The 24,234-nt window shown below is 70.2% G+C and carries 25 protein-coding genes; 15 read left to right on the plus strand and 10 right to left on the minus strand.

The features are described from left to right. Window positions 1-251: 251 nt before the first annotated feature. A complete protein-coding gene (locus ACFVXA_RS38640; RefSeq protein WP_390028577.1) occupies window positions 252-494 on the plus strand; it encodes a hypothetical protein in 243 nt (80 codons plus the stop codon). Window positions 495-711: 217 nt separating this feature from the next. On the opposite strand, the gene ACFVXA_RS38645 is transcribed toward ACFVXA_RS38640, so the two are convergent. From ACFVXA_RS38645 to ACFVXA_RS38655, 3 genes are all read right to left on the minus strand, one after another. Further along, a complete protein-coding gene (locus tag ACFVXA_RS38645; RefSeq protein ID WP_390028585.1) occupies window positions 712-1,101 on the minus strand; it encodes a MerR family transcriptional regulator in 390 nt (129 codons plus the stop codon). A 49-nt stretch (window positions 1,102-1,150) separates the two neighbouring features. Continuing rightward, window positions 1,151-1,360, minus strand: coding sequence for a hypothetical protein (locus tag ACFVXA_RS38650; protein WP_390028578.1), 210 nt, complete (start codon window positions 1,358-1,360; stop codon window positions 1,151-1,153). A gap of 245 nt (window positions 1,361-1,605) precedes the next feature. After that, window positions 1,606-2,178: an XRE family transcriptional regulator gene (locus tag ACFVXA_RS38655; protein ID WP_362022571.1), complete on the minus strand. Its 573-nt coding sequence runs from the start codon at window positions 2,176-2,178 to the stop codon at window positions 1,606-1,608. 220 nt (window positions 2,179-2,398) lie between these two features. On the opposite strand from ACFVXA_RS38655, the gene ACFVXA_RS38660 reads away from it, so the two are divergent. The 4 genes from ACFVXA_RS38660 (at window position 2,399) to ACFVXA_RS38675 (ending at window position 6,376) form a co-directional block, all read left to right on the plus strand. Further along, window positions 2,399-3,184, plus strand: a complete 786-nt coding sequence (locus ACFVXA_RS38660) for an ABC transporter permease (protein ID WP_384021291.1) — start codon at window positions 2,399-2,401, stop codon at window positions 3,182-3,184. A 74-nt stretch (window positions 3,185-3,258) separates the two neighbouring features. Next, window positions 3,259-3,996: an ABC transporter ATP-binding protein gene (locus ACFVXA_RS38665; protein ID WP_384403107.1), complete on the plus strand. Its 738-nt coding sequence runs from the start codon at window positions 3,259-3,261 to the stop codon at window positions 3,994-3,996. 224 nt (window positions 3,997-4,220) lie between these two features. Beyond that, entirely contained in the window at window positions 4,221-5,237 is a 1,017-nt protein-coding gene (locus ACFVXA_RS38670; RefSeq protein WP_384403104.1) for an ABC transporter substrate-binding protein, read from the plus strand. An 11-nt stretch (window positions 5,238-5,248) separates the two neighbouring features. Further along, a complete protein-coding gene (locus ACFVXA_RS38675) occupies window positions 5,249-6,376 on the plus strand; it encodes an aryl-sulfate sulfotransferase (protein ID WP_383737041.1) in 1,128 nt (375 codons plus the stop codon). 122 nt (window positions 6,377-6,498) lie between these two features. Here the strand turns inward: ACFVXA_RS38675 and ACFVXA_RS38680 are convergent, their stop codons facing one another. Next, the gene (locus ACFVXA_RS38680) at window positions 6,499-7,230 is read right to left on the minus strand and encodes a 2OG-Fe(II) oxygenase (protein ID WP_389748045.1); all 732 of its coding nucleotides are present in this window, start codon (window positions 7,228-7,230) and stop codon (window positions 6,499-6,501) included. 321 nt (window positions 7,231-7,551) lie between these two features. After that, entirely contained in the window at window positions 7,552-8,073 is a 522-nt protein-coding gene (locus ACFVXA_RS38685) for a methylated-DNA--[protein]-cysteine S-methyltransferase (protein WP_362022583.1), read from the minus strand. 192 nt (window positions 8,074-8,265) lie between these two features. Between ACFVXA_RS38685 and ACFVXA_RS38690 the strand changes: the two genes are divergently transcribed. Together ACFVXA_RS38690 and ACFVXA_RS38695 are read left to right on the plus strand one after the other, a co-directional pair. After that, window positions 8,266-8,394 carry a hypothetical protein gene (locus ACFVXA_RS38690; RefSeq protein ID WP_383911485.1) on the plus strand — a complete coding sequence of 43 codons (129 nt, stop codon included), beginning with the start codon at window positions 8,266-8,268 and terminating at the stop codon, window positions 8,392-8,394. 65 nt (window positions 8,395-8,459) lie between these two features. Continuing rightward, entirely contained in the window at window positions 8,460-9,641 is a 1,182-nt protein-coding gene (locus ACFVXA_RS38695) for an aminotransferase class V-fold PLP-dependent enzyme (RefSeq protein ID WP_389748043.1), read from the plus strand. A 90-nt stretch (window positions 9,642-9,731) separates the two neighbouring features. Here the strand turns inward: ACFVXA_RS38695 and ACFVXA_RS38700 are convergent, their stop codons facing one another. Further along, window positions 9,732-10,364: a TetR/AcrR family transcriptional regulator gene (locus ACFVXA_RS38700; RefSeq protein WP_390028579.1), complete on the minus strand. Its 633-nt coding sequence runs from the start codon at window positions 10,362-10,364 to the stop codon at window positions 9,732-9,734. 121 nt (window positions 10,365-10,485) lie between these two features. Between ACFVXA_RS38700 and ACFVXA_RS38705 the strand changes: the two genes are divergently transcribed. The 3 genes from ACFVXA_RS38705 (at window position 10,486) to ACFVXA_RS38715 (ending at window position 13,144) form a co-directional block, all read left to right on the plus strand. After that, the gene (locus ACFVXA_RS38705) at window positions 10,486-11,400 is read left to right on the plus strand and encodes an NmrA family NAD(P)-binding protein (protein ID WP_390028580.1); all 915 of its coding nucleotides are present in this window, start codon (window positions 10,486-10,488) and stop codon (window positions 11,398-11,400) included. Window positions 11,401-11,625: 225 nt separating this feature from the next. After that, a complete protein-coding gene (locus tag ACFVXA_RS38710) occupies window positions 11,626-12,228 on the plus strand; it encodes an isochorismatase family protein (protein WP_362022594.1) in 603 nt (200 codons plus the stop codon). Between the two features lie 7 nt (window positions 12,229-12,235). Then, window positions 12,236-13,144, plus strand: coding sequence for a GlxA family transcriptional regulator (locus ACFVXA_RS38715; protein ID WP_390028581.1), 909 nt, complete (start codon window positions 12,236-12,238; stop codon window positions 13,142-13,144). Between the two features lie 228 nt (window positions 13,145-13,372). Here the strand turns inward: ACFVXA_RS38715 and ACFVXA_RS38720 are convergent, their stop codons facing one another. Together ACFVXA_RS38720 and ACFVXA_RS38725 are read right to left on the minus strand one after the other, a co-directional pair. Then, on the minus strand, window positions 13,373-14,563 hold the full coding sequence (locus ACFVXA_RS38720; RefSeq protein ID WP_390028582.1) for an MFS transporter: 1,191 nt from the start codon (window positions 14,561-14,563) through the stop codon (window positions 13,373-13,375). A 229-nt stretch (window positions 14,564-14,792) separates the two neighbouring features. Further along, on the minus strand, window positions 14,793-15,584 hold the full coding sequence (locus ACFVXA_RS38725; protein ID WP_390028583.1) for a hypothetical protein: 792 nt from the start codon (window positions 15,582-15,584) through the stop codon (window positions 14,793-14,795). Between the two features lie 456 nt (window positions 15,585-16,040). Here ACFVXA_RS38725 and ACFVXA_RS38730 point away from each other — a divergent pair, with 456 nt between their 5' ends. From ACFVXA_RS38730 to ACFVXA_RS38740, 3 genes are all read left to right on the plus strand, one after another. Next, window positions 16,041-16,418 carry an ATP-binding protein gene (locus ACFVXA_RS38730; protein ID WP_362022605.1) on the plus strand — a complete coding sequence of 126 codons (378 nt, stop codon included), beginning with the start codon at window positions 16,041-16,043 and terminating at the stop codon, window positions 16,416-16,418. A 451-nt stretch (window positions 16,419-16,869) separates the two neighbouring features. Next, window positions 16,870-17,268 carry an ATP-binding protein gene (locus ACFVXA_RS38735; RefSeq protein WP_383911508.1) on the plus strand — a complete coding sequence of 133 codons (399 nt, stop codon included), beginning with the start codon at window positions 16,870-16,872 and terminating at the stop codon, window positions 17,266-17,268. Between the two features lie 154 nt (window positions 17,269-17,422). Next, window positions 17,423-20,797 carry a pyruvate carboxylase gene (locus ACFVXA_RS38740; protein ID WP_390028586.1) on the plus strand — a complete coding sequence of 1,125 codons (3,375 nt, stop codon included), beginning with the start codon at window positions 17,423-17,425 and terminating at the stop codon, window positions 20,795-20,797. Between the two features lie 182 nt (window positions 20,798-20,979). On the opposite strand, the gene ACFVXA_RS38745 is transcribed toward ACFVXA_RS38740, so the two are convergent. Further along, window positions 20,980-21,420 carry a hypothetical protein gene (locus ACFVXA_RS38745; RefSeq protein WP_384021308.1) on the minus strand — a complete coding sequence of 147 codons (441 nt, stop codon included), beginning with the start codon at window positions 21,418-21,420 and terminating at the stop codon, window positions 20,980-20,982. A 234-nt stretch (window positions 21,421-21,654) separates the two neighbouring features. Between ACFVXA_RS38745 and ACFVXA_RS38750 the strand changes: the two genes are divergently transcribed. Further along, window positions 21,655-22,551, plus strand: a complete 897-nt coding sequence (locus tag ACFVXA_RS38750) for a BTAD domain-containing putative transcriptional regulator (protein ID WP_384021311.1) — start codon at window positions 21,655-21,657, stop codon at window positions 22,549-22,551. Window positions 22,552-22,637: 86 nt separating this feature from the next. On the opposite strand, the gene ACFVXA_RS38755 is transcribed toward ACFVXA_RS38750, so the two are convergent. Beyond that, window positions 22,638-22,829 (minus strand): hypothetical protein, encoded by a 192-nt coding sequence (locus tag ACFVXA_RS38755; RefSeq protein ID WP_030190387.1) that lies wholly within the window; start codon window positions 22,827-22,829, stop codon window positions 22,638-22,640. Window positions 22,830-23,000: 171 nt separating this feature from the next. Between ACFVXA_RS38755 and ACFVXA_RS38760 the strand changes: the two genes are divergently transcribed. Then, on the plus strand, window positions 23,001-24,134 hold the full coding sequence (locus ACFVXA_RS38760) for a glutathione-independent formaldehyde dehydrogenase (protein ID WP_383737021.1): 1,134 nt from the start codon (window positions 23,001-23,003) through the stop codon (window positions 24,132-24,134). Window positions 24,135-24,234: the final 100 nt, after the last annotated feature.

The raw sequence follows: 24,234 nt of genomic DNA on the forward strand, positions 1-24,234 counted from the left end.
GCGGTGGTAGAGCCACTACCAGTCTCCGACCTTGCATCGGGCTCCTCGCGGGCGCAGCGTTGAGATATGTGAAAAGGGAACTAAATGGACATGAGTGATGTCGGCCGTCAAGTCGTCGGACGTCACCCGTCCAAGGCGGGCGGCAGGCAAGCAGCCTGACGTCGCGTCACCCGGCTCACGCCTGATTCAGAGTCAGATTCGAACCTTCCAGGAGACTAATCATGCGTTATCTCAAATGGCCTCTCGCTGCCATGGCAGGACTTGCGATCGTCGTGGGTGGTACCGCCGCGTCCGCCGTCGCCGCGCCGAACTCGCCGGCACGCGCAGTCCAGTACGACCACCCCCACCACAGCAGCTTCGACAACTACGGCCACGGCTCATACGGCCACGGCTCGTACGGCCACGGTTCCTTCGACCACAGCTTCTACGGCGACCGCGGCGGCGGCCACCACGGAGGCGGCCACGACGGAGGAGGCCACCACGGCGGCTACTAGTAGCTCGTCAGTTCAGCCATGAGCCATGAGCCAAGGCCGGCAGGATGACGAGTTCCGGCCCAAGTGCGGACCTCCGCATGTCCGTTCGGGGAGAAGCTGCCCAGTATCAGGTGCAGCTTCTCCCCGGACGACTTCTGGTGTCGGGGCTGATCAGGGATGCTCCTGCGGGGCTGCCGGCATGGATTGCCGACGTCGCGGAGGCGCTCCTGGTTTTCGATCACGAGGCGACTGTCTTCGCGCGGCTCGCCAACAGGTCCCGCAGCCGGGTGAGTCGCTCGATCTCCGCGTCGAGTGCGGCGATGCGCTGGTCGACGACGGTCGCGCCGATCACCCCGGCTTCGCGCGCTCCGGGCTGCACGGTACCGCAGCGTGGTGGCGGGTCCGTGGCGAGTGCGGGAAGGCGGTCGGCGACGCTGCTCAGGTCCTCGACGGTGAGTCCGAGAGCGAGGAGTTCGCGGATGACGCGGAGCAGGGCGAGTTCGTCGGGGCCGTAGTCCCGCTGCCCCGACCGCGTGCGGTGTGGCGGTGGCAGCAGCCCGCGCTGTTCGTGGAACCGCAGCGCCCTGGGCGTCGCGCCCACGGCTGCTGCGGCGTCACCGATCCGCATGTCGTACGCCTCCGGTGCTGAGCGGCAGTGGCGGTGGCGGCGGCAGCCGTCAGGCACGTTCCGTCAACTCCACGACGACCGTGCCGAAAAGCCGCCCCCCTGTCAGGTCCTGCAACGCCTGCGGGGCGCGTTCGATGCCCGCGATCCGCGTCACAGGAAACTGGGTCTCGCCGGATCGCAGCCGGCCGCCGAGCCCTTCGGGCACGGCAGCGAGCCGCACTTCGCGGCTGGTCCGGGGCAGTACGGCAGGCACGGTCATGGGCGGCCCCCAGAGGGAGTGGGCGGAAGCGTGGCAGTACGTCGTCAGGTGCGCGGCCCCTGACACTCGCCGAGCGCGGAGCAAGGGGGGAGGGGGCAGGGCGTCAAGCCGTACCAGGCGCGCAGACGCCAACCCCTGACCCGCACGTCAGGGTCAACTCCCCGCGGAGGCGCGATCGATACGTCACTTGCGCACGACGCGAGCTGGGCGGCTGGGCGACGCCCGGTGCCGGCCGGTCCGCCGGTTCAGCGGCCGAGGGCGACGACCAGGAGGGTGCGGGCGGGCACGGTGCCGACGAGGCGGCAGCGGTGGGGGACGTCCCCGCGGTGGTGGGCGCTCTGGCCCGCCCGGAGACGGATCGGCTCCTGGTCGCGCAGTTCCAGGTCGACCTCGCCTTCGAGTACGTAGATGAAGTCCTCCCCGGTGTGTTCGAACCAGCCGCGTTCGCCCTGCCCGGGCGTGAAGTGCTGTTCGTACGCCTCCATGACGTCGCTCTGGCCTCCGGGGATGAGGACGTGGGCGAACTGCCCTGTGCCTTCGGTGACCCGGATGACCTGGGGATCCTCCTCGTGGGCGACGGTGTCGGCGGTGCTGGAGGGGCGCAGGAAGATGCCCGGGGGCAGACCGAGCGCCTCGGCGATCTTGTAGATGGAGGCGAGGCTCGGGGTGGTCAGGCCTCGTTCCAGCTGGCTCAGGAACGGCTGGGACAGGCCCGAGCGGGAGGCGAGTTCGGCCATCGGCACGCCGAGCCGGCGGCGGTGCCCCCGGATCACGGATCCGACGGCCAGGGCTTCGGGGGTGGGGTCCGGTCGGCGCACGGCACGACGGTAGCGCAGCCGGCGGCATCGGCTGGAGGGGATCAGGGGGCTCGGCCATGTTTCATGACGCCGACACGCTGCGGCAATAAACCACGCGAATTATTGACCTCGTCAATACTCCGGTTGGAAGGGGAGCCGCCCCATGGCTCGCGCAACACCGTCGGCTCGTCCGACACGGCCCCCGGACGAGCGTCCGACGCGCCGCCCCAGGGACAAGGGGGTGCTCCGCGTGCCCCGGGCCGGGCGTGGCAGGGCGCTCGGGTCCGCGGGGGCGCCGCTGGTCTCGGCGGGTCTCGTACTCGCGCTCTGGTGGGCGGCCGCCCGCGGCGGCGTGCTCGGCGCGGGCCTGGTCCCCACGCCGTGGCAGACGCTGCGGGCCGCGCACACAATGTGGGCCGACGGCACGATGGCCCAGGACCTGCGCGCCAGCCTGGCGCGAGCCGGACAGGGCTTCGCGGCCGGGGCGTCGGCGGGTGTCGCGGTCGGGTTCCTGACCGGTCACCATCCCCGGGTGGCGGCGCTGGTGAACCCGGTGATGTCGTTCCTGCGGCCGATCCCGGCCATCGCGCTCGTGCCGCTGGTCACCGCCTGGTTCGGGATCGGCGAGCGGGCCAAGCATCTGGTCATCGCGTACGCCGTCTTCCTCGCCGTGTGGCTGTACGTCCACGACGGGGTGGCGCGGGTGCCCGCCGACTATCTGCGTGCCGCCCGCACGCTCGGCGTACCGGCGTGGCGACGGCTGACCGAGGTGCTGCTGCCGGCCGCGGCACCCGCGGTCGTCGCCGCGCTGCGCTACGGCGCCGGGCTGGCCTTCCTGGCCCTGGTCGCCGCCGAGTTGGGCGGTGCCCAGAGCGGTATCGCCTACCGCTTGCAGGTGGACGGGCAGTTTCTGCGCACCGACCACATGTTCGTCGGTCTGATCGAACTCGGACTGCTCGGCCTCCTCGCCGACGCGCTCGTCAGCAGGGTCGGAAGCCGCCTCGTCCACTGGAGCGGCAGTGCATGAGTCCGACATCCGTCTCGTCCGCTGGAGCGGCAGTGCATGAGTCCCGTCATCCGTCCCGTCCGCCGGAGCAGCTCATGAGCGCCGTCATCCGGCTGGAAAATGTCGAGGTCTGCTACGACGGCTCGCGCGCCGTCGCCCCGACCGACCTGGAGTTCGCGGACGGCTCCTTCACCTCGCTGCTCGGACCGACCGGTTGCGGCAAGTCCACCCTGCTCAACGCGATCGCCGGGTTCGTGACGCCGAGCTCCGGGCGCGTCCTGATGGGCGGCGCACCGGTCACCGGCCCGGGCCCCGATCGGGGAGTGGTGTTTCAGCACTACGCGCTGCTGCCGTGGTTCACCGCGCGCGGGAACGTGGAGTTCGCGCTGAAACGGTTCGGGTTGCCCCGTAAGGAGCGCCGCGAGCGTGCGGCGGAGTCGCTGGACGCGGTCGGTCTCGCCGACGCCGCCGAGAAGTACCCGTCGCAGCTCTCCGGTGGCATGCGGCAACGCGTGGCGCTGGCACGGGCGTTGGCCGCCGAGCCGGAGGTGCTGCTCATGGACGAACCGTTCGGCGCACTCGACGCCATCACCCGGGCCCGGATGCAGCAGCTGCTCCGGGAACTGTGGCAACGCACCCGCACCACCGTCGTCTTCGTCACCCACGACGTGGAGGAGGCACTCGCCCTGTCCCAGCGGGTCATCGTAATGGCCGCCGGTCCGGGACGCGTGATCGCCGACCACCAGGTCGCGGACCGTCCGGAGCCGCAGCCGGGGGAGCCCCGTCTGCATCCCCTGCACCCGCGCATCGTCGCTCAGCTCGGCACCGAGTAGCGGCTCGGGCCCTCACGCCCTCCGGGAGGACCCCGGGCCCGGCCTCGTACCCCTCCGAGTCCAACCTCGTACCCCTCCGAGTCCAACCTCGTACCCCCTCCGAGTCCAACCTCGTACCCCCTCCGGGCCCAGCCTCGTACCCCTCCGAGCCCGATGGCCTCGTGCCCCCTTCGCCCTCCCCGCCCCGTACGCCGGACCTCTCACCCCGACTTGAGGAATCGCCCATGTCCAGAACCCCGTTGAAACCCGTCGCGGCCGCTGTCGTCGCCGTACTCGCCCTCGCCACCCTGCTCACGGCCTGTGGCGGCGGCCCTGCGGCCAGGAGCGCGTCGAGCAGCACCACCGCGGTCACCGTCGCAGGCAGCGACTACCTCGGTGGCGCCCCCGTGTACACCGCCACCGCGGGCAAGCTGTGGGCCGGCAACGGCCTCACACCCAGGCTCCAGTCCTTCAGCACCGGCCGCGACGCGCTCAACGCCGTGCTCGGCGGACAGGCGCAGTACGGAGTGGTGGGCGATCTGCCCGCAGTCTCCGCCGTCCTCGGCGGACGGAACATCAAGATCCTCGCCGCCCTCTCCGGCTTCACCGACTGGCGCCTGCTGACCACCAAGTCGGCCGCTATCACGTCCTTCGCCGACCTCAAGGGCAGGAGGATCGGTCTGCCCGAGGGCACCAACGTCCAGTACGCGCTGAGCGGCATGCTCTCCAGGGCGGGTCTGAAGCCCGGCGACGTCACCCTGGTCAACCTCGCCCCGAACCAGGTCACCCCGTCGCTCGCCCGCGGCGACATCGACGCCGGGCTCACCTTCCCCAGCTTCTACGACACCACCAAGACCACCCTCGGCACCAAGTACCGCGAACTGCGCTACGACGGCTACACCTGTCGCACGCTGCTGATCGCCGGCCCCGGCGCCGACACCGCCACCTCGACGGCCGCCCTGCGCACGCTCACCGCCGCGACCAAGGCCATCGCCGACAAGCCGGCCGCTGCCCGCGAGGCGGTCGTCGCCCAGTCCGGCGGCGCCGTGCAGCCGGCATTCGTCAACGGCCACTTCACCTCGTACGACTACGCGGTGACCCTCGACAAGCCGCTCCTCCAACTCCTCCTGGCCGAGGGCGCCTGGGCGAAGTCGACCCAGAAGCTGTCGGGAACGCCGGACCGCGCCACGTTCCTCGAGCACATCGACCGCGAACCACTCCAGAACGCCGCCCCCGCGGCCGTGACTCTCCCCACCTCCTGAAGGACCTCACCATGACAACGGTCGACCAGAACACCCTGCGCCGCCGTGGCACCGGCCTGCGCGCCCACGACCCCGCCCGCAGTCACGGCGGCTACACCCTCTTCACGCCCATCGCCGGCCCTGGAGACGTCCACCTCGTCGACATCCACGGCGAACTCGCGCACCAGTGGCGGCTGCCCCATCCGCCCGGCCGGCACGCCCAACTCCTCCCCGACGGAACGCTGTTCTACCAGGGCAAGCAGACCGGCACCGCCCCCCTCTTCCCCATCTGGGACGTCTACCACGGCGGCATCTTCCAACTCGTCGCCCCGGACGGCGCCGTACTGCGCGAAGCCCGTCACCCGTACCACCACCACGACGCGAGCCTGCTGTCCAACGGCAATCTGATCCTGCTCGCCGTCGAACCGGTCCCGCCCGCGGTCGCGGCCCGCATTCCGGGCGGGATACCCGGCTCGGAAGCCCCTGACGGCCGTATCTGGGGGGACGTCGTCTACGAGATGACCTGGACCGGCGACATCCTCTGGCGCTGGGCGTCCTTCGAGCACCTGGACATCGAGAACACTCCGCTCAACCGCCACTTCGCCCGGGAACACTGGCCGATGGCCAACACCGTCAACGAACTGCGGGACGGCAGCATCATGGTCGGCTTCCGCAGTGCATCCACCGCCGTCGTCATCGACCGTGCCACCTCCCAGGTCACCTGGCGGCTGGGCCCGGACGTCCTGGCGCAGCAGCACTACCCCCACGAGCTGGAGAGCGGCACGATCCTCGTCTTCGACAACGGCTCGTACCGCGACGACACCTCGGTCCCCTACTCCCGGGTGATCGAGGTCGACCGCGACAGCCAGAAGATCGTCTGGAGCTACGAGGACAACCCGCCCCAGAATTTCTACAGCCCCTACATGTCCAGCGCCCAACGCCTCCCGAACGGCAACACCTTCATCGCCGAGGGCTCCTTCGGCCGCCTCTTCGAGGTCACGCCCGACAGCGACGTGGTCTGGGAGTACGTCGTCCCGTACTTCGGCGCCTTCGGCACGGGTGTCGGCCTGGAATCCTCCCGAGGCGCCCAGAACGCCGTCTTCCGCGCCTACCGGTACGGACCCGAGTACGTGCCCTGGCTGCGGCCGACACGGGCCTGAGGGCCGCGCGTCGGCTCGGGCGCCGAGGGAAAACCCGGTCGGCGGGCTCGATCAGCGGCGACGCGGGCTCGTCCGCACCGGGGAGGAGGGCGTTCAGGACGTGCTCTTCCCCCGCTGCCCGGTCATGTGGCGTCGTGGAAGACGAGCCCGAGGGTGTGGCGATGGCCCGAGCGGATGGTGCTCACGCCGTGGCGCATGGGTCCGGTGGACCAGCCGCGTCGGGAGGCGACGGGCCGGTCGCGGGTGGTGAAGACCAGGCCGTGGCCCTGGGGGAGGGTGATCGAGGTTCCGCGGGACTGGGCGCGGGGCCGCTGCTCGGTCATGATGAACTCGCCGCCGCTGTAGTCGACTCCGGGCGCGTTGAGTCCGATGACGACCTGGAGGGGGAACACGGCGTCGCCGAACACGTCGCGGTGCAGGGCGTTCCAGTCCCCGGCGCCGTAGCGGAGCAGGATCTGCGCGGACTTGGTCTGCCCGGCCTGATGGCAGTGCGCGAGCCAGTCCTCCAGAGTGTCCGGCCAGGGGGAGGGCCGGCCGAGTCTGGTGGCCCAGTCGCGGGCGATGGGCAGCAGGTGCGGATAGAAGGCCTCGCGCAACTGCCGTACGGAGTCGGGCAGGTCGTGGGTGAAGTAGCGGTACTGGCCGGAGCCGAAACGGTGGCGGGCCATGTCGACCGTGTTGCGGAAGCAGTGGTCCTGGTCGTAGAGGGCAGCGATCGCGGTGCACTCGTCGGGGGTGAGCAACTGGCCGGTCAGGGCGCTGCCGTACGCGTCGGCCTCGTCGGTGAGCGCGTCCCAGTTCGCGGCGTCGACCCGCTCGGCGATCGTGCCCTCGAGGTGGTGGGTGTGGGTCATCGTGCCCTCCTGGGCGATGGGTGTCGCAGGGCCCCGTGCGGTCTGGTGGCGCCCGGGCGAGTCGCGGGAACGGGGCGGGTCATACGGCCTGGTCGAGGTCCTCGAAGTCGAGCAGCCGCCTCTTGGCTTCCGGGCCCGCGGCGCATCGGTCAGTGCGCCACCGCTGCCGAGTAGGCGGTGGCAGCGGTCAGTGGTGTGCTCGCGCCGACCGCGGTGCCCAAGGCGCGCGAGGCCGAGCGCGGGAGCCCAAGTGCGGGAGCCCGAGTGCGGGACCCGGACTCGGTCCGCGACCTGCGCGTAGGCCCTGCGGTGGGGGCCGGTTCAGCCGAGTGGGAGCTGGGCCGGCAGCGCGCCTTCGAGGACGAGGAGCCGCTCCTTGCGCTCCACGCCGCCTGCGTAGCCCTTGAGGGTGCCGTCCGTTCCGATGACGCGATGGCATGGCCGTACGACCAGCAGCGGGTTCTGCCCGACGGCGACGCCGAGGTTCTTGACCTCGGCGCGGGGGACGCCGAGCAGCTCGGCGAGCTTGCCGTAGGTGGTCGTGCTGCCGTACGGAACGGCCTCCAGCGCTTTCCACACCCGCTGCTGGAAGTCGTCGCCGCGGGTGGTGAACTCGATGTCGAAGGCGGTGAGTTCATTGGCGAAGTAGGCGAGCAGCTGCCGTTCGATCTCAGCGAAGGCGTTCGGGGAGTAGGTCCACTCGTCTCGCACCCTGGCCCGATTGCGCTGCCCGGTCATGGACAGGGAGGCCAGCGCGGTACCGCCCTTCGCGGTCCGCGATGCCTCGCCGACCAGCAGCAATTCGCCCAGCGGGCTGGGAAGTGTCGCGTAGAGGGTGTTCATGGCACTTCTCCTTTCACCCCCATGCTGCGGGCGCGCCACACCATGTGCTGGCGGGATTCGGACGTCACACTGCGGGTCCGACAGGGCCCACTGTCCGGCCGGTGTACCGACGGGTTCCATCGCCCAAGGGCTCGGGGCGACATCGGACAGCCTCTGGACGGTGTCCCGGGTGGCGAGGCGCATCGGGTCCTCGTGCAGCACGTGGTGCTGGAGATCGGCGGCGCGGGCCGGGCGGGGGTGTCCTGGGAAGGTCTCGTCGATGACGAGGTCGAAGTCGCACGCCAGCAGGGCGGGCAGGCCGGTGTCCGGTTCCTTTACTGACGTGGGGTGATGTGGGAACGATGAAGAGAGGTAATCGAGTCTCCGAAGGACGGGACACCACAGGCATGGACATCGACGCGCTCCGCAAGGACACTCCGGGCACCGCGCACCGCGTGCACCTCAACAACGCGGGGGCCGGTCTGCTCTCCCGGCAGACCCTCGAGGCGATGACCGCCCATCTGGAACTCGAAGCGGCCATCGGCGGCTACGAGGCAGCCGGCCGGCAGCGGGACATGATCGACGCCACCTACGCCGACATCGCCCGACTGGTGGGCGGTCGGGCCGCCGAGATCGCGTTGTTCGACAACTCCACCCACGCGTGGAACGCCGCCTTCTACTCCCTGACCTTCAAGCCCGGCGACCGCATCCTGACGGGCCGCGCCGAGTACGGCAGCAGCGTGCTGGCCTACCTGCAGGTGGCCCGGCGCACCGGCGCCGAGGTCGTCGTGGTCCCCGACGACGCGTACGGACAGCTCGACACCGCGGCGCTGGCCGACCTGATCGACGAGCGCACCAAGCTGGTCGGCGTCACCCACATCCCCACCAGCGGGGGCCTGATCAACCCGGCGGCCGAGATCGGCCGGATCACACGAGCGGCGGGCGTGCCCTTCCTGCTGGACGCCACGCAGTCCGTGGGGCAGTTCCCCGTCGACGTCGCCGAGATCGGCTGCGACATGCTCACCGCCACCGGCCGCAAGTTCCTGCGCGGACCGCGCGGAACCGGGTTCCTGTGGGTGCGTCCGGAGGCTCTGGAGTACCTGGACCCGTTCGTCACGGAGATCGAGGCGGCGACCTGGGACGGTGAGCGCGGGTTCAGCTGGCACGACGGCGCGCGGCGCTTCAGGACGTGGGAGGTGAGCTACTCCAACGTCCTGGGACTGGACGCGGCCGTACGCCAGGCACTGGACCTGGGCCTGGACCAGATCGGCGAGCGAGCCCTCGCGCTCGGCGGGTACCTGCGCGACCGGCTCGAGGCGCTGCCCGGAGTCACCACCTACGACCTGGGCCGGGACCGGTGCGCCATCGTGACGGCCAAGGTCGACGCCCTGCTCGCGGCAGACGTCGCCGCGGCGCTCGCACAGCGAGGCATCAACGTCACCACGACCACGCCTGAGCACACCCAGTTCGACACCGAGAACCGGGGCGTCCACCCCTTGGTGCGCCTCTCCCCGCACTACTACAACACCGAGTCCGAACTCGACCGGGCCGTCGAGGTGTTCGCCGAACTCGCGCACACGGCCGGCTGACCGAGGACCATGTCCGGCCGACCGCAGCTGCTTGCCGGAGGCCCTGTCGACATGCCCGGACGGCGGGGTGCGGGCCAGGTCCGGCCGCGGCTACAGCCGTCCGGCCTCGGCGAGGGCCAGTAGGTCGCTCGCGGCCTCCTGGGCACGAGTTCGGATGGCGGCCGGGCTGGGGGCCGGTCCGCCGAGCAGGGCGGTGTCCACGATCTCCGCCTGGAGGAGGGCGGAGAAGAGGTGTGCGGCCCGAGAGGGGTCGCCGACCTTGGCGCGGAGGTCCGCCGGCCAGTGGGACAGATGTCGGGTGAACAGGTCTATGCGGTTCCCGAGAATCTCCTGCTGGTAGCGGCGGCCGAGCTCGGGGAAGCGCTGCGCGTCCCGGGCCACCACCCTGAACAGCGCCAACTGCTGCTCGGACAGGATGTGTTGGAGGAGTTCGCAGCCCGCTTCCGTCAGGCCCTCCAGTGGCGGCAGGCCCAGCCATTCCGGATCGGCGCTCTGCGCGGAGGTGTCGCAGGCCTCCTGGATGACGGCGACGAACAGGTCGTCCTTGCTGTCGAAGTGCCGGTACAGGGTGGTGATGGAGACGCCCGCACTGGCGGCGATCCGGTTGACCGAGCTTCCGCCGTACCCCTCTTCGAGAAAGGCCGCGAGCGAGGCGTTGATGATCGCCTCGCGCTTGCGGGCCATCAGGCGTGCTTTGGGGTCGTTCTCCGCCCAGGTGCGCACGATCTTCCTCCGGTCTTGCGTCGACTTGACAGAGCATACGACAGCAACCACTATCGTGTCATGCGAAAGTGATTGCTTTTGTATGGAGTGCGGATTCTCGTATGGGATGAGGGAGAGGCAGATGTCGAACACGGACACCCCGCGCGTGTTGGTCCTCGGAGCCACCGGTCGCGTCGGAGCGGCGGTCGTGAAGATCCTGGAGGCGACACCCGGCCAGGTGGTCCCGGTGCGTGCTTCACGCAGCGAGTCGACCGTCGAGCAGTGGATCAAGGAGGGGAAGGAAGCGGTCCGCATCGACCTCGATGACCCCGACACCTTCCCCGGCGCGCTACAAGGCATCGACCGGGTCTTCCTGATGACCGGCTACACGTCGGCGATGACCCAGCAGACCAAGACGCTGGTGGACGCAGCCGAGGACGCCGACGTGAGCTTCCTCGTGCACTTGGGTGTGTTCAGCGACGGACGGTCCACCGACCCGCACTTCGCGTGGCACGAACTGGTGGAGCGCTACATCGCGGGCTCCAAGGTGGCCTGGGCGAATGTGCATCCGCATGTGTTCATGGAGAACCTCCTCGGCATCAACCGGCTGCGCGACGGCCAGATGGTGTGGCCGATGGGCGACAAGCAGGTCGGCTGGATCGCCGGAGAAGACATCGCGGCGGTCGTGGCCAAGGTCCTGGCGGAAGGCCCCGAGACGCACGCGGGCAAGGACTACTACCTGTCCGCCGATCTCCTTGGTGGTGCCGAGGTGGCCGAGGTCCTCTCCGGCGTCCTCGGGCGGGAGATCCCCGCGCTGCTCCTGACCCCGGACGATCTGCAGCGCATGATCGACGCGGGACTGGACACGGCGCCCGCCACCATGGACGCCGGGTACGCGGCCAGCACGCTGATCTGGGCGCGACAGACCTACGAGGGCCGCTTCGACTACTCCGCCGTCACCACCAGCGCGGTCCAGGACCTGCTGGGCCGGGAACCCGTCCATCTCGACTCGTGGACCACCGCACACCGCCAGGAACTGCTCGAACAGCTCTCATGACCTCCATGGAGCGCTCAAGCCGGCGGCAGCGGCCGAGGGTGCGTTCCGGGCGTCCCCAGACAGCCTTCCGACTTCCGCCTACCAACGTGTGCGTTCCGCCTTCCGCCTTCCGTGTTCCGACTTTCGCCTTCCCACCCAGCTGCCCGGCCACCGGTGACCGGATCGGTCCGCTGCCGGACCCGATGAGGCCTGTCGCCGCACCGCCCGCACGGACAAGCTTGGGGCATGACCCGAGCACTGATCGTCATCGATGTCCAGGAGTCCTTCCGCGCCCGCCCATTGTGGGAGACCACCTCCGACCTGAAGATCGCCGACCAGGTGAACCGCCTGGTCCGGCTCTCCCGGCAGGCCGGGGACCTGGTGGTGTGGGTACTGCACTCCGAGCCGGGCAGCGGCGATGTCTTCGACCCGGCCCTCGGCCACGTTCGCCTGATGGAGGAGCTGGAGCGAGCCGACGGGGAACCGCTGATCCACAAGACCTCGCACAACGCCTTCACCACCACCAACCTGCAACAGCTCCTCACCGAGCGCGGTATCCGCGAGCTCACCGTCTGCGGCATCCGCACCGAGCAGTGCGTGGAAACCACGACCCGCGTCGCCGGCGACCTCGGCTACCAGGTCACCTTCGTCGTCGACGCGACCGCGACCAATCCGATCCCGCACCGCGACGCCCCCGCCGACCAGAGCGTCGCCGAGCTGCTGGCCGACCCGCGCACACTTCCGGCCGAAGAGGTCATCAGGCGCACCGAGTACGCCCTCGCCGGACGCTTCGCCACCATCGCCACGGTCGACCAGCTGGAGGCCGCGGCAGACCGTCTGGCACGATGACCGAATCGTGAGCCACGTCGTCTTCTTCCTGGTGCCCGGAGTCCACCTGCTGGACCTGGCCGGCCCCGCGCAGGTCTTCTCCACGGCCGCCGACTTCGGGCACCCCTACACGCTCGCCTACGTCGCCGAGCAGCCACAGATCTCCACCGCCCAGGGGCTGCCGCTGGTGGCCGGGCTCGACTGGCCGGAGCTCGGGCCGGAGGATCTGATCGTGGTTCCCGGCTGGCGGTCGGCCGCTCTGACCCACGGCCCTGCCATCGGTGCCGTCTCCCGCCAAGTCCTCCGGGATCACCACGCCAGAGGCGGGATGGTGGCCAGCGTCTGCGCCGGTGCCGAGGCGCTGGGCCAGGCCGGCCTGCTCGACGGCCGCCGCTGCACCACCCACCATGACGTGCAGGACGAGCTGGCCCTGCGCCACCCCAGGGCGATGGTCGTCCGTGACGTCCTGTTCACCACCGACGACCGGGTGGTCACCTCGGCCGGCATCGCCAGCGGCATCGACCTGGCCCTGCACCTCGTCGCGGCCCGGCACGGGCCGGCCGTCGCCGCCCAGGTGGCCCGGGACATGGTCGTCTACGCCCGCCGCAACGGCCATGAGCCGCAGGCCAGCGCGATGCTCCGGCACCGGTCCCACCTCGACGACACCGTGCACCGCGCCCAGGACCTCATCGACGCCCGGTTCGACCAATCCCTCCCGCTGTCCGGCCTGGCCGTGGCCGTCGGCGTGAGCGAACGCACCCTCACCCGCCTCTTCAGCCGTGCCACCGGACTCACCCCACTGCGCTACCAGCAGACCCTGCGCCTCGAGCGCGCCCAGCACCTCATCAGCCACGGCGCGACGATCGACGCCGCCGCCCGCTCAGTCGGCTTCGAGGACCCGCGCATGCTGCGCCGCCTCCGCGCCCGAACGGCCTGACCGCGGCAGAGAACCGAACGTCCCCCGGACGGCTCGATCCGCCGACAGGGGAAACGGGAGCATCCGCGGACAAGAGACAACGGCAGCGTCCGCGGACAAGAGGCAAGGGCAGCATCCGCGGACAAGAGGCAAGGGCAGCATCCGCGGACAGGGACAACGGCAGCATCCGCCGACAGGCGCGGGGTCAGCATCCGCCGACACAGACGGGGGCATCGCGTCCGTACGCACTCACGTCGTCGCCCGTACCGGCCGTCGTAGGAGATAGGCAGCGGCGCTCGAGATCAGGACGGCCATGCACGCGATGAACACCAGCCCTGCGCCCTCCAGGCCGATCGGACCCGTCAGGAGACCCACCCCGATCACCGGCACCGAGATGCCCGCGTACGCCACCACGAACAGCGCGGAGATCACCGCCGCGCGCCGGTCCGGGGGAGAAGCCTCGGCCACCGCGGAGAGCGCCCCCCGAAAGGTCAGCCCCTGCCCGCCCCCGCCGACGATCGCGCTCAGCACGACGAGCGACAGCAGATCCCACCGCAGTGCGCCCGCGAGCAGCGCCAGCGCCGCGAGGAGTCCGGCACAGCCCAATGGCAACGATCGCGCCCCCCCGATCCGGCCGACGGCCAGCTGCCCGGCGGTCGAGGCGAAGAAGGCCAGTGCGACGACCAGTCCGCTCACGGCGTGGTTGTCCACGTGCAGGGAGTGCGCGAGGAACGCCGGACTGACCGACGTGAACACGCCGAACAGTGCGAAGCCCACCATCGAGGCGGTCGCGGCGGGCACGAACACCGCCCGCACCTGGATGGGCAGGCCGGGCCGCTGAGGCCGTACGGTGCTCAGCGGCCGCGGCTCCCGCACGGTCTCCGGAAGCCTGAGCAGGACGGCGGCCGAGCCGACCACCAGTACGAGATGCACGGCGAACGGCAGGTAGAGCGGCCAGGCGGCGTACTGCGCGAGCAATCCGGCCAGCAGTGGACCGAATCCCAGCCCGCCGATATTGGCGGCTGTAGCCACGAACGTGGCCCGGGAGGCGCCGCCGTTCGGGGCCAAGTCCATCACGTACGCCGTGGCGGCCCCGGTGAACAGGCCGGCAGAAAGTCCCGACAGCAACCGCCCCGCGTACAGCCAGCCCAGCCCGGTGGCGCACAGGAAGCAGACGGCGCTCGCCGCCGCGAATCCCAGGCCCGACAGAAGCACCGGCCGCCTGCCCACGGCGTCCGAGGCGTTGCCCACCAGCAGCAGCACGCCGATGACCCCGAAGGCGTACACGGCGTACACGACGGTCACCGTCAGTTCGGAGAACCCGAACTTCTCCTGATAGAGGCCGTAGAGAGGGGTCGGCAGCGTAGTGCCGGCCATGCACACGGCGAACACCGCCCCGCTGAGCAAACACTGGTGCCACCCTCGGCGATCACCGTCCATGTCGCCGACGGTAATCCCGCACGCCACACCCCGCTCGGCTCGGCGTGCCCGGCGAGCCGCCGATTCGGGAGAGCGAGGATGCCGACGAGACAGCAGAACCATCATCCCGGCCTCGCTCCACTCGGCGAGCCCCTCATGCGCCGTGGGGCCCCGAACAGCAGGTTGCCCCAGGCGGCACGCCGCCTGGGGCAACCCGAGCCGGCCACGGGCACCGGCGCCTCGTCCTCGCCTACTCGTAGCCGAGGACCTTGAAGTCCTTACTGACGAAGATGTGGTGCGGCCAGTTGACGCTGATGTTGTGGACCTCGTACTCGCCGTTGCTCAGCTGCACGACACGGTCATTGATGCCTCCGGGGACGATGGCCTGCGCGGCCTTCGTCGCCTTGTCCGCTGTCGTCCCGCTGACGATCGTCCCCTCTCCCTCGGTGTAGTCCGGAATCTGACCGACGGACTTGGCCGGCGACGGCGTGCCCTGCTGGAAGGGGATCACCCCTGCCGCCTTGGCTGCCGCGGCTCCGCCGTCGCCCCCGGGTTGCACGATCACCTGCGTGGCCGCGATGGTCGCGCTGTCGACCGTGCCCAGGACGAGGACGCTCGCGCCCTTCTTCACGGCCTTCTCCGAGGCGTGGTGGGTTCCCTTCTTGTAGGTCGTGGAGGACGCCTCGGTGACGGTCACCTCCACACCCGTTGCCGTGGAAAAGGTGAAGCCCGACGCGGACTTGGTGTCGACGATGCCCGTGGCACCCCCCGCGGCGGGGTCGGACCGGGCCCCGCCACCGGCGGGCAGGGAAGCGGTGGGGGTCGCGGCGGTGGCCGAAAGGGGCGTCGCGGACGACGAGGCAAACGCCCCGGCGGACGTGCCGGCGAGTCCGGCCACCGCACATGTCAGCCCGGCGGCCACGATCCATCCGCCCTTCTTCTTCGACAGCAACCGCCGTGCGTGTGGCCGGCGTGCTTGAACGGCCGTGGTCGCCGGGTCCGCCCCGGCCGGCGAGTGGCTTGTCGGTTCGTTGTCATTCATGGTGACACTCCTCGCGCTTGGCAACGCCACACAGCTTGCGGGCCGTTCATACGAGAACGCTGTGGCTGAGGTGAAGAACTCCTAACAAAGTGACAGGGCTGACCAGACGTGGAAGAGCGGCCTGACTCCCCGGCTGAACTCCGAGTCGGCGCGAGAACGCGCCGGACAGCGACGGGTGAGTTCGTCGGTACGCGCGCCCACCACGTCCTCGCACGGGAGGCGTTCCAGGCCGGAAAGAGCTCCAGGCCGGAACGAGGAGTGAGGGCCAGGACGTCGGGGCTCCGGCAATCGCTCCGTGAATGCGCTGCCGCACACGGATCTCATGTGCGCCGACCGGCCTTTGACGGACCGTGAGCGGCGGAGTGCTCGGCCGGCGACGGGCTCTTCACCCGGTCGCAGGCGTCTGTGTCCGCTGTCGGCGGGCATCCGAAGGGTGACCGATGCGGGGAGAACCTCATGCTGACAGTGCAATCCGACGAGGCGTCGCTCGCCGATGCCCGTGATCTGGTGCGGGCCTTCCTCACCACGCATTGCGCGGCCGTGGACAGCGACGCGGTGCGGGTCGTGGTGAGTGAACTGGTGACGAACGCGATGCGGCACACGGACGGTCCGTGGTCGGTGACGGCCGATCTCGGGTCCGGCGTCCTCACGGTCGATGTCACGGACACGAGTACGGAGCCGTTGCGTTGCCGTCCGGTCGCATGGGACGGCGGTGGCGGTGGAGGGCTGCACCTGGTGCACGGTCTCGCCGGCCAGGTCCGGGTGACCACGACGGCGGTCGGGAAGACGGTGACGGCGATGTGGCCCCTGGTTCCTCGCCAACAGCGCCCTTGACCGGCCCCGCTCGGGCAACTCCTACGGAAGAGACCCGAGCCTCCGACGGGGATGGGTGATCGGGCAGCGGGCGCCTGGAAGAGCCCGGACGGGCTGTGCCACCGCCCCCGCAGGAAGTGAGCCGTCCGTGGTTGATCCAGTGAGCCGGTGGCGACAGCCGCGGCCCAGCCCGCGCAGGCACGTTCGCCGAAGCGGCGCCGCTCGCCGGACTGCGGGGGGACGAGCAGCGGCCCGAGCTTCCGTCCTGCTGGACGGCGAGGGCATACCTCCTGGTACAAACGGGCATCCTGCTCCGCTGCGGCTAGCCGGGTCGGCGGACCTGTACGCCTGATGAGGTGGGCTGAGGCGCGTGGGGAGCGGTCGCCGTTCGTCGGGATGCCTGCGGCGGCGGAGGGCGGGTACACGGGCCGTGTACGAGCGGCACAGGACGGCATGGACGGGTGTGAGATCGGTGGCGGTCAAGGCGATGGGCTGGGCCCACTCCTTTCCCGTATCAGGAGGGGTGCGGGCGGGACGGCAGTGGACACGCAGGCATCTGGAGTCCCTGACGTGGACCGCCGCCGAGCCGGACACGGTGGACGCCGTCGTCCTGACCGTGTCCGAACTGCTCACCAACGCCCACGTCCACGCGCACAGCGACGCGTACCTGGTTCTCACCTGGGACGGCGACTGCCTGCACGTGAGCGTCCACGACGAGGACCCGACGCTGCCGCAGCAGCGCGACCCGGAGGCGGGCGCGGTGTCCGGCCGCGGAGTGGGGATCGTCCGGATGCTCGCCGACGAGTGGGAGACGACGTGCCAGCGGCACGGCAAGACGGTGACGGCCTGCTTTCGCCCCACCCGACGCTGACCGGCACGGCGCGTGGACCCCGCTTCAGGCGTACGCCGCGAACACACTCCGTCCACGCAGGGCGGTCGGAGGGTAAGTGGCCCAGCTCATATGGCACTGAAGGAGCGTCACCGACACCATGGTCCTCGTCACCGGCAGGCTGAAGGGATCAAGAATGTTCCGCAAGGTGCTGGTCGCCAACCGTGGTGAGATCGCGATTCGCGCGTTTCGCGCCGGCTATGAAGTGGGCGCGCGAACCGTCGCCGTCTTCCCGCACGAGGACCGCAATTCGCTGCACCGGCTGAAGGCGGACGAGGCCTACGAGATCGGTGAGCCGGGACACCCGGTCCGCGCCTACCTCTCCGTCGAGGAGATCGTCCGCGCGGCGCGTCGGGCCGGTGCGGACGCGGTCTACCCGGGCTACGGGTTCCTGTCCGAGAACCCCGACCTGGCGCGCGCCTGCGAGGAGGCCGGCATCACGTTCGTCGGGCCCAGCGCGGACACGCTCGAGCTGACCGGGAACAAGGCGCGCGCGGTGGCCGCCGCGCGCGCGGCCGGCGTACCGGTGCTCGGCTCTTCGGCGCCGTCCGACGACGTGGACGAACTGCTCCGCGCCGCCGAGGACGTCGGTTTTCCCCTGTTCGTCAAGGCGGTCGCCGGTGGCGGAGGACGCGGCATGCGCCGCGTCGAGGACCCCGCCACGCTCCGCGAGTCCATCGAAGCCGCGGCCCGCGAGGCCGCCTCCGCCTTCGGCGACTCCACCGTCTTCCTGGAGAGGGCCGTCGTCGATCCCCGCCATATCGAGGTGCAGATCCTCGCCGACGGGCAAGGCAACGTCATCCACCTGTTCGAGCGTGACTGCTCGGTGCAGCGCCGCCACCAGAAGGTGATCGAGCTGGCGCCCGCGCCGAACCTCGACCCGGCGCTGCGCGAGCGGATCTGCGCCGACGCGGTGACGTTCGCCCGGCAGATCGGCTACCGCAACGCGGGAACCGTGGAGTTCCTGCTCGACCCCGCCGGAAACCACGTCTTCATCGAGATGAACCCGCGCATCCAGGTCGAGCACACAGTGACCGAGGAGGTCACCGACGTCGACCTCGTACAGGCGCAACTGCGGATCGCCGCCGGGGAGACGCTGGCCGACCTGGGCCTCGCCCAGGAGACCATCACCTTGCGTGGCGCCGCACTGCAATGCCGGATCACCACCGAGGACCCGGCCAACGGCTTCCGCCCCGACACCGGCAGGATCAGTGCCTACCGCTCACCCGGCGGATCGGGCATCCGGCTGGATGGCGGCACCACCCATGCCGGTACGGAGATCAGCGCGCACTTCGACTCCATGCTGGTCAAACTCACCTGCCGGGGGCGGGACTTCAAGACCGCGATCGGCCGCGCCCGGCGTGCGGTGGCCGAATTCCGCATCCGGGGCGTTGCCACGAACATCCCGTTCCTGCAAGCCGTCCTCGACGACCCGGACTTCCAGGCGGGAAGGGTCACGACCTCGTTCATCGAGGAGCGGCCGCACCTGCTCACCGCACGGCACTCCGCGGACCGCGGCACCAAGCTGCTCACCTACCTCGCCGACGTCACGGTGAACAAGCCGCACGGCGAGCGACCCGAGTCGATCGAGCCCCTCACCAAACTGCCGCCCCTGCCCGACGGCGAACCGGCAGCCGGCTCCCGCCAGCGGCTCGCCCAGCTCGGCCCCGAGGGCTTCGCCCGATGGCTGCGCGAGGCACCCAGCATCGGCGTCACCGACACCACGTTCCGTGACGCCCACCAGTCACTGCTCGCCACCCGGGTCCGCACCAAGGACCTGCTCGCCGTCGCCCCCGCGGTGGCGCGGACCCTGCCGCAGCTGCTGTCGCTGGAGTGCTGGGGTGGTGCCACGTACGACGTCGCCCTGCGCTTCCTCGCGGAGGACCCCTGGGAGCGGCTGGCCGCACTTCGTGCAGCCGTCCCCAACATCTGCCTGCAGATGCTTCTGCGCGGCCGTAACACCGTCGGCTACACGCCCTATCCGACCGAGGTGACCGACGCCTTCGTAGAGGAGGCGGCGGCCACCGGCATCGACATCTTCCGCGTCTTCGACGCCCTCAACGACGTCGAGCAGATGCGACCCGCCATCGATGCCGTACGACAGACCGGAACGGCGGTCGCCGAGGTCGCCCTCTGTTACACCGCCGACCTGTCCGACCCGTCCGAGCGGCTGTACACCCTGGACTACTACCTCCGCCTGGCCGAACAGATCGTGGCCGCCGGCGCCCACGTCCTGGCCATCAAGGACATGGCAGGGCTGCTCCGCGCCCCGGCCGCGGCGACGCTCGTGGCGGCACTGCGCCGAGAGTTCGACCTGCCGGTGCACGTCCACACCCATGACACCGCGGGCGGCCAGCTCGCCACGTATCTCGCCGCGATCCAGGCCGGCGCGGACGCGGTGGACGGCGCGGTGGCGTCCATGGCGGGCACCACGTCGCAGCCGTCGCTGTCGGCGATCGTGGCCGCCACCGACTACTCCGAACGACCGACCGGGCTGGACCTCAAGGCAGTCGGGGACCTGGAGCCGTACTGGGAGAGCGTCCGCAAGATCTACGCACCGTTCGAGGCGGGCCTGGCCTCGCCGACCGGGCGGGTCTACCACCATGAGATCCCCGGTGGGCAGCTCTCCAACCTGCGCACTCAGGCGATCGCCCTCGGCCTCGGCGACCGCTTCGAGGAGATCGAGGCGATGTACGCCGCCGCCGACCGCATCCTCGGACGTCTGGTGAAGGTCACCCCGTCCTCCAAGGTGGTCGGCGACCTTGCCCTGCACCTGGTCGGCGCCGGGGTGGCGCCGGAGGAATTCGAGGCGACGCCGGACAAGTTCGACATCCCCGACTCCGTCATCGGCTTCCTGCGCGGCGAGTTGGGCAATCCGCCCGGCGGATGGCCTGAGCCGTTCCGCACCAAGGCGCTGGCCGGCCGCGCCGACCCCAAGCCCCCGCAGGAACTGACCCCCGACGACCGTACCGGACTGGCGAAGGACCGCCGCGGAACGCTCAACCGCCTCCTCTTCGCAGGACCGACGCGCGACTACGAGACACACCGTCAGACCTATGGCGACACCAGCGTGCTGGACAGCAAGGACTTCTTCTACGGGCTGCGCCCGGGGAAGGAGTACGCCGTCGACCTCGAGCCCGGGGTGCGTCTCCTCATCGAACTGCAGGCCATCGGCGAGGCCGACGAACGCGGTATGCGCACCGTGATGTCCACCCTGAACGGCCAACTCCGGCCGATCCAGGTGCGCGACACCGCGGCCGCCTCCGACGTCCCGCCGACCGAGAAGGCCGACCGGGCCAACCCGGGCCACGTGGCCGCACCGTTCGCCGGAGTGGTCACGCTCGCGGTCGCCGAGGGCGACGAGGTGGCGGCGGGTGCCGTGATGGCCACCATCGAGGCGATGAAGATGGAGGCCGCGATCACCGCCCCGAAGGCCGGAAAGGTGTCCCGGCTGGCCATCAACAAGATCCAGCAGGTGGAGGGCGGCGATCTCCTGGTCGAGATCGCCTAGGCCGTCGTGTCCGCAGGCCATTGACCAGCCGAAGAGGGTGGGGCCTGCGGCAACCAGCCGCGTCAGGAGCCGATCGCGACGTCGCTCCACAGCGCTTTTTCCCCCGCCCAGCCGCTCACGGCGGAGACGCGGCGCCGACCAAGGCACCGCTGCTTTCCCCCGCCGTGAGCGGCGGACAGGTCCTAGCCTCGGCGGGCGACCCAGGTGGCCTGGCTGGACGGGTCGTCGAGGTCGACGGTCACGCCGGACCACTTGTCGTCCGGGCCGTGGTGGCCGTCGTACCGGCCGGTGTGTCCGAAGTTCCAGTGGATGAAGAAGACGACGTCGTCTCCGTGGACGGCGCCGTCGATGTCCCCGCTGTCACCGCCCACGGAGGCGAATCCGGTGAAGTGGCCGGCGCCGTCGGGAGTGCCCAGGAACAGGCTGACGTGGGAGACGTTGCTCTGGTCCATGATCCACTTGCCGTCGAAGCTGCCCGCCGGCAACGCGGCGGGTGTCGCGGACGCCCGTCCCGCCTCCCGCCCGTCGAGAGGGGTTGCGTCCGCCGTGGAGACGGTGAAGGCCAGCACGGCGGCCGAGATGGCGACCACCGCTCCCACTCTGCGCATCAGTCCGGATGTCATGAAAGCCCTCCTCGGAAGTCCTCGGGCACCCAGCATGCGAGGCGGGGCATACAGGACACCCACAGAGTGCGCAGCGATCACATACAGCGCACGCACACGGCACGTACAGGCCGTGTACGTCGTGGCGCCACGGGCGTGGCGCATCTGCGTCGGTCCGTTGGGGTGACCGGACGCAGGTCAGTGGATCGGCGGCGGCGGCGGTGCTGTCACGCTGAGTGCCGGGGATCGGGATTCATGGCCGTCAGGGGGACCGTGGAGTTTCGGTTGCTGGGGCCGTTGGAGGTACGGGACGGCGGGGGCGGGGTCATGGCCCTGCGCGCGGCACGCCAACGGGCCCTGCTGGCGGGGTTGTTGCTCTCGGCCAACCAGGTCGTGAGCGTGCACCGGCTCATCGACGTCGTATGGGGCCAGGCCTCACCCGCCTCGGCCGTGGCCAACCTGCGGACGCACGTGGCCGGGCTGCGCCGGCTGCTGTCCGCCTCGGACGGCGAGGCGGAGCCGCTCGGCGGGTCCGTACGGCTGGGCACGCGGCCCGGCGGTTACCAGCTGACGGTGCTCCCCGGCGAGCTGGACCTGACCGTCTTCGACGACTTGGTCGCACGGGGCAGACAGGCTCTGCGGCAGCGGCGGCCCGCGGAGGCGGCACCCTACTTCGGACGAGCGCTGGAGCTGTGGCGTGGTCCGCCGCTGGAGAACGTGGTGCTGCACGGCCCCGGAGAGGCCGACCTGGCCCGGCTGGAGGAGGCCCGGCCTGCCGTGGTGGAGGACTGGCTGCGTGCGAGGCTGGCGTGCGGGGAGCACGCCGAGGTGATCGGCGAACTGCGCGCCCTGGTGGTGGAACAGCCGCTGAGAGAGCGGCTGTGGGCGTTGCTCATGCTCGCCCTGCACCGGACCGGGCGCAGGGCCGACGCCCTCGGCGCCTACGACCAGGCGCGGGCACGGCTCGTCGACGAGCTGGGCCTGGACCCGGGACGGGAACTGTCGGCACTCCACGAGCGGATCCTCAGCGGCGACCCGGGTCTCAGTGGCGATCCCGCTCGCAGCGGGGGCTCAGGCCTCAGCGGGGATTCGGGCCCCAGCGGGGGCTCGGCTCTCACCACCGGGCCGGTCGGAGCGGCCGGGTGGGAGTGATACGCGGGATCGGCGTCGTCCCTGCCGGGAGCTACGTCCCGGAGGTGGGTCTACGGCATTGCAGGTGAGGGCATCGCGAGCCGGCGTCAGCGGTCGGCGATGTCCTCGCGGAGGCCGTCGGAGAATTCCCACCACGACAAGGGAAGCCAGTCACCGTTGACGAAGGCGTCGACAGTCGCGCCTCGACCGCGGACCGTCACGGTCGTTCCCGGCGGGTAGGTGGTGCCGGAGAGCCCTGGTACGGGAACAAGCAGGGTTCCCAGTCGCTGCGCGGACACGTTTCGTCCTCCGAATCTCATTCCTGGCATGGCGCCGGTTGATATTCCTCCTGAGATTACCGGGTTGTCCTATCGAGCAGGCCGGAGAATCATGAGAGATGGGTCACGCGGAGAAAGCGGGGCGGGAGCGTGGCAGAAGGATACGTGCGTCGCAAAGCGGAGGTGGCAGTAATGAAGGCCGTCGTTTACAAGGGTCCGTTCGACGTTGCGATCGAAGATGTTGAAAAGCCCAGCATTCAGCATCCGAATGATGTGATCGTACGGATCACGTCCACCGCGATATGCGGCTCCGACCTGCACATGTACGAAGGCCGCACCGCTGCCGAGCCCGGCATCGTCTTCGGGCACGAGAACATGGGAGTCATCGAGGATGTCGGCGACGGCGTCACCGGGCTCAGCGAGGGCGACCGCGTGGTCATGCCCTTCAATGTCGCCTGCGGGTTCTGCACCAACTGCGTAGAGGGATTCACCGGTTACTGTCTGACCGTCAACCCCGGTTTCGCGGGCGGAGCTTACGGCTATGTCGCCATGGGACCGTGGAAGGGCGGCCAGGCGGAATACCTGCGCGTTCCCTACGCGGACTTCAACTGCCTGAAGCTGCCGGCCGGAAACGAGCACGAGAGTGATTTCATCCTGCTCGCCGATATCTTCCCGACGGGCTACCACGGCTGTGAACTCGCCCAGGTCCGCCCCGGCGAGAGTGTCGCGGTGTACGGCGGAGGGCCGGTCGGGCTCATGGCCGCCTATTCGGCACTGCTCCGCGGCGCGAAGAAGGTGTTCGTCGTGGACCGGGTCCCCGAGCGGCTGCAGAAGGCCGAGGAGATAGGCGCGGTTCCGATCAACTTCGCCGAGGGAAACCCGGTCGAGCAGATCAAGGACCAGACCGAGGGAGTCGGCACGGACAAGGGCGTGGACGCCGTCGGCTACCAGGCGACGGCGCACGGCACGGACCGCGAGGAACCGGCGACCGTCCTGAACTCGCTCGTCGGCACCGTCCGCGCCACCGGAGCGCTCGGCATACCCGGCCTCTACGTCCCGTCCGACCCTGGAGGCCCGGACGAGCAGGCCAAACAGGGCATGCTCCTCGTCGCGATCGGCAAGCTCTTCGAGAAGGGCCTGCGGCTGGGTACGGGACAGTGCAACGTGAAGCGCTACAACCGGTACCTGCGAGACATGATCATCGAAGGCAGGGCGACGCCCAGCTTCGTCGTCTCGCATGAACTGCCCCTGGATCAGGCGCCCTCGGCCTACGACAAGTTCGACAAGCGCATCGAGGGCTACACGAAGGTGGTACTGCACCCGTAGCCCTGCAGAACTAGCCAGCGCCGGCCCTGCAGGGCCAGCCCTGCAGAACCGGCCCAGTGGAACCGGAACCGTCGGCTGCGGCGGGGGAGTGCCCCCGCCG

The organism is Streptomyces sp. NPDC058246, assembly GCF_042881985.1.
GTDB lineage: Bacteria > Actinomycetota > Actinomycetes > Streptomycetales > Streptomycetaceae > Streptomyces.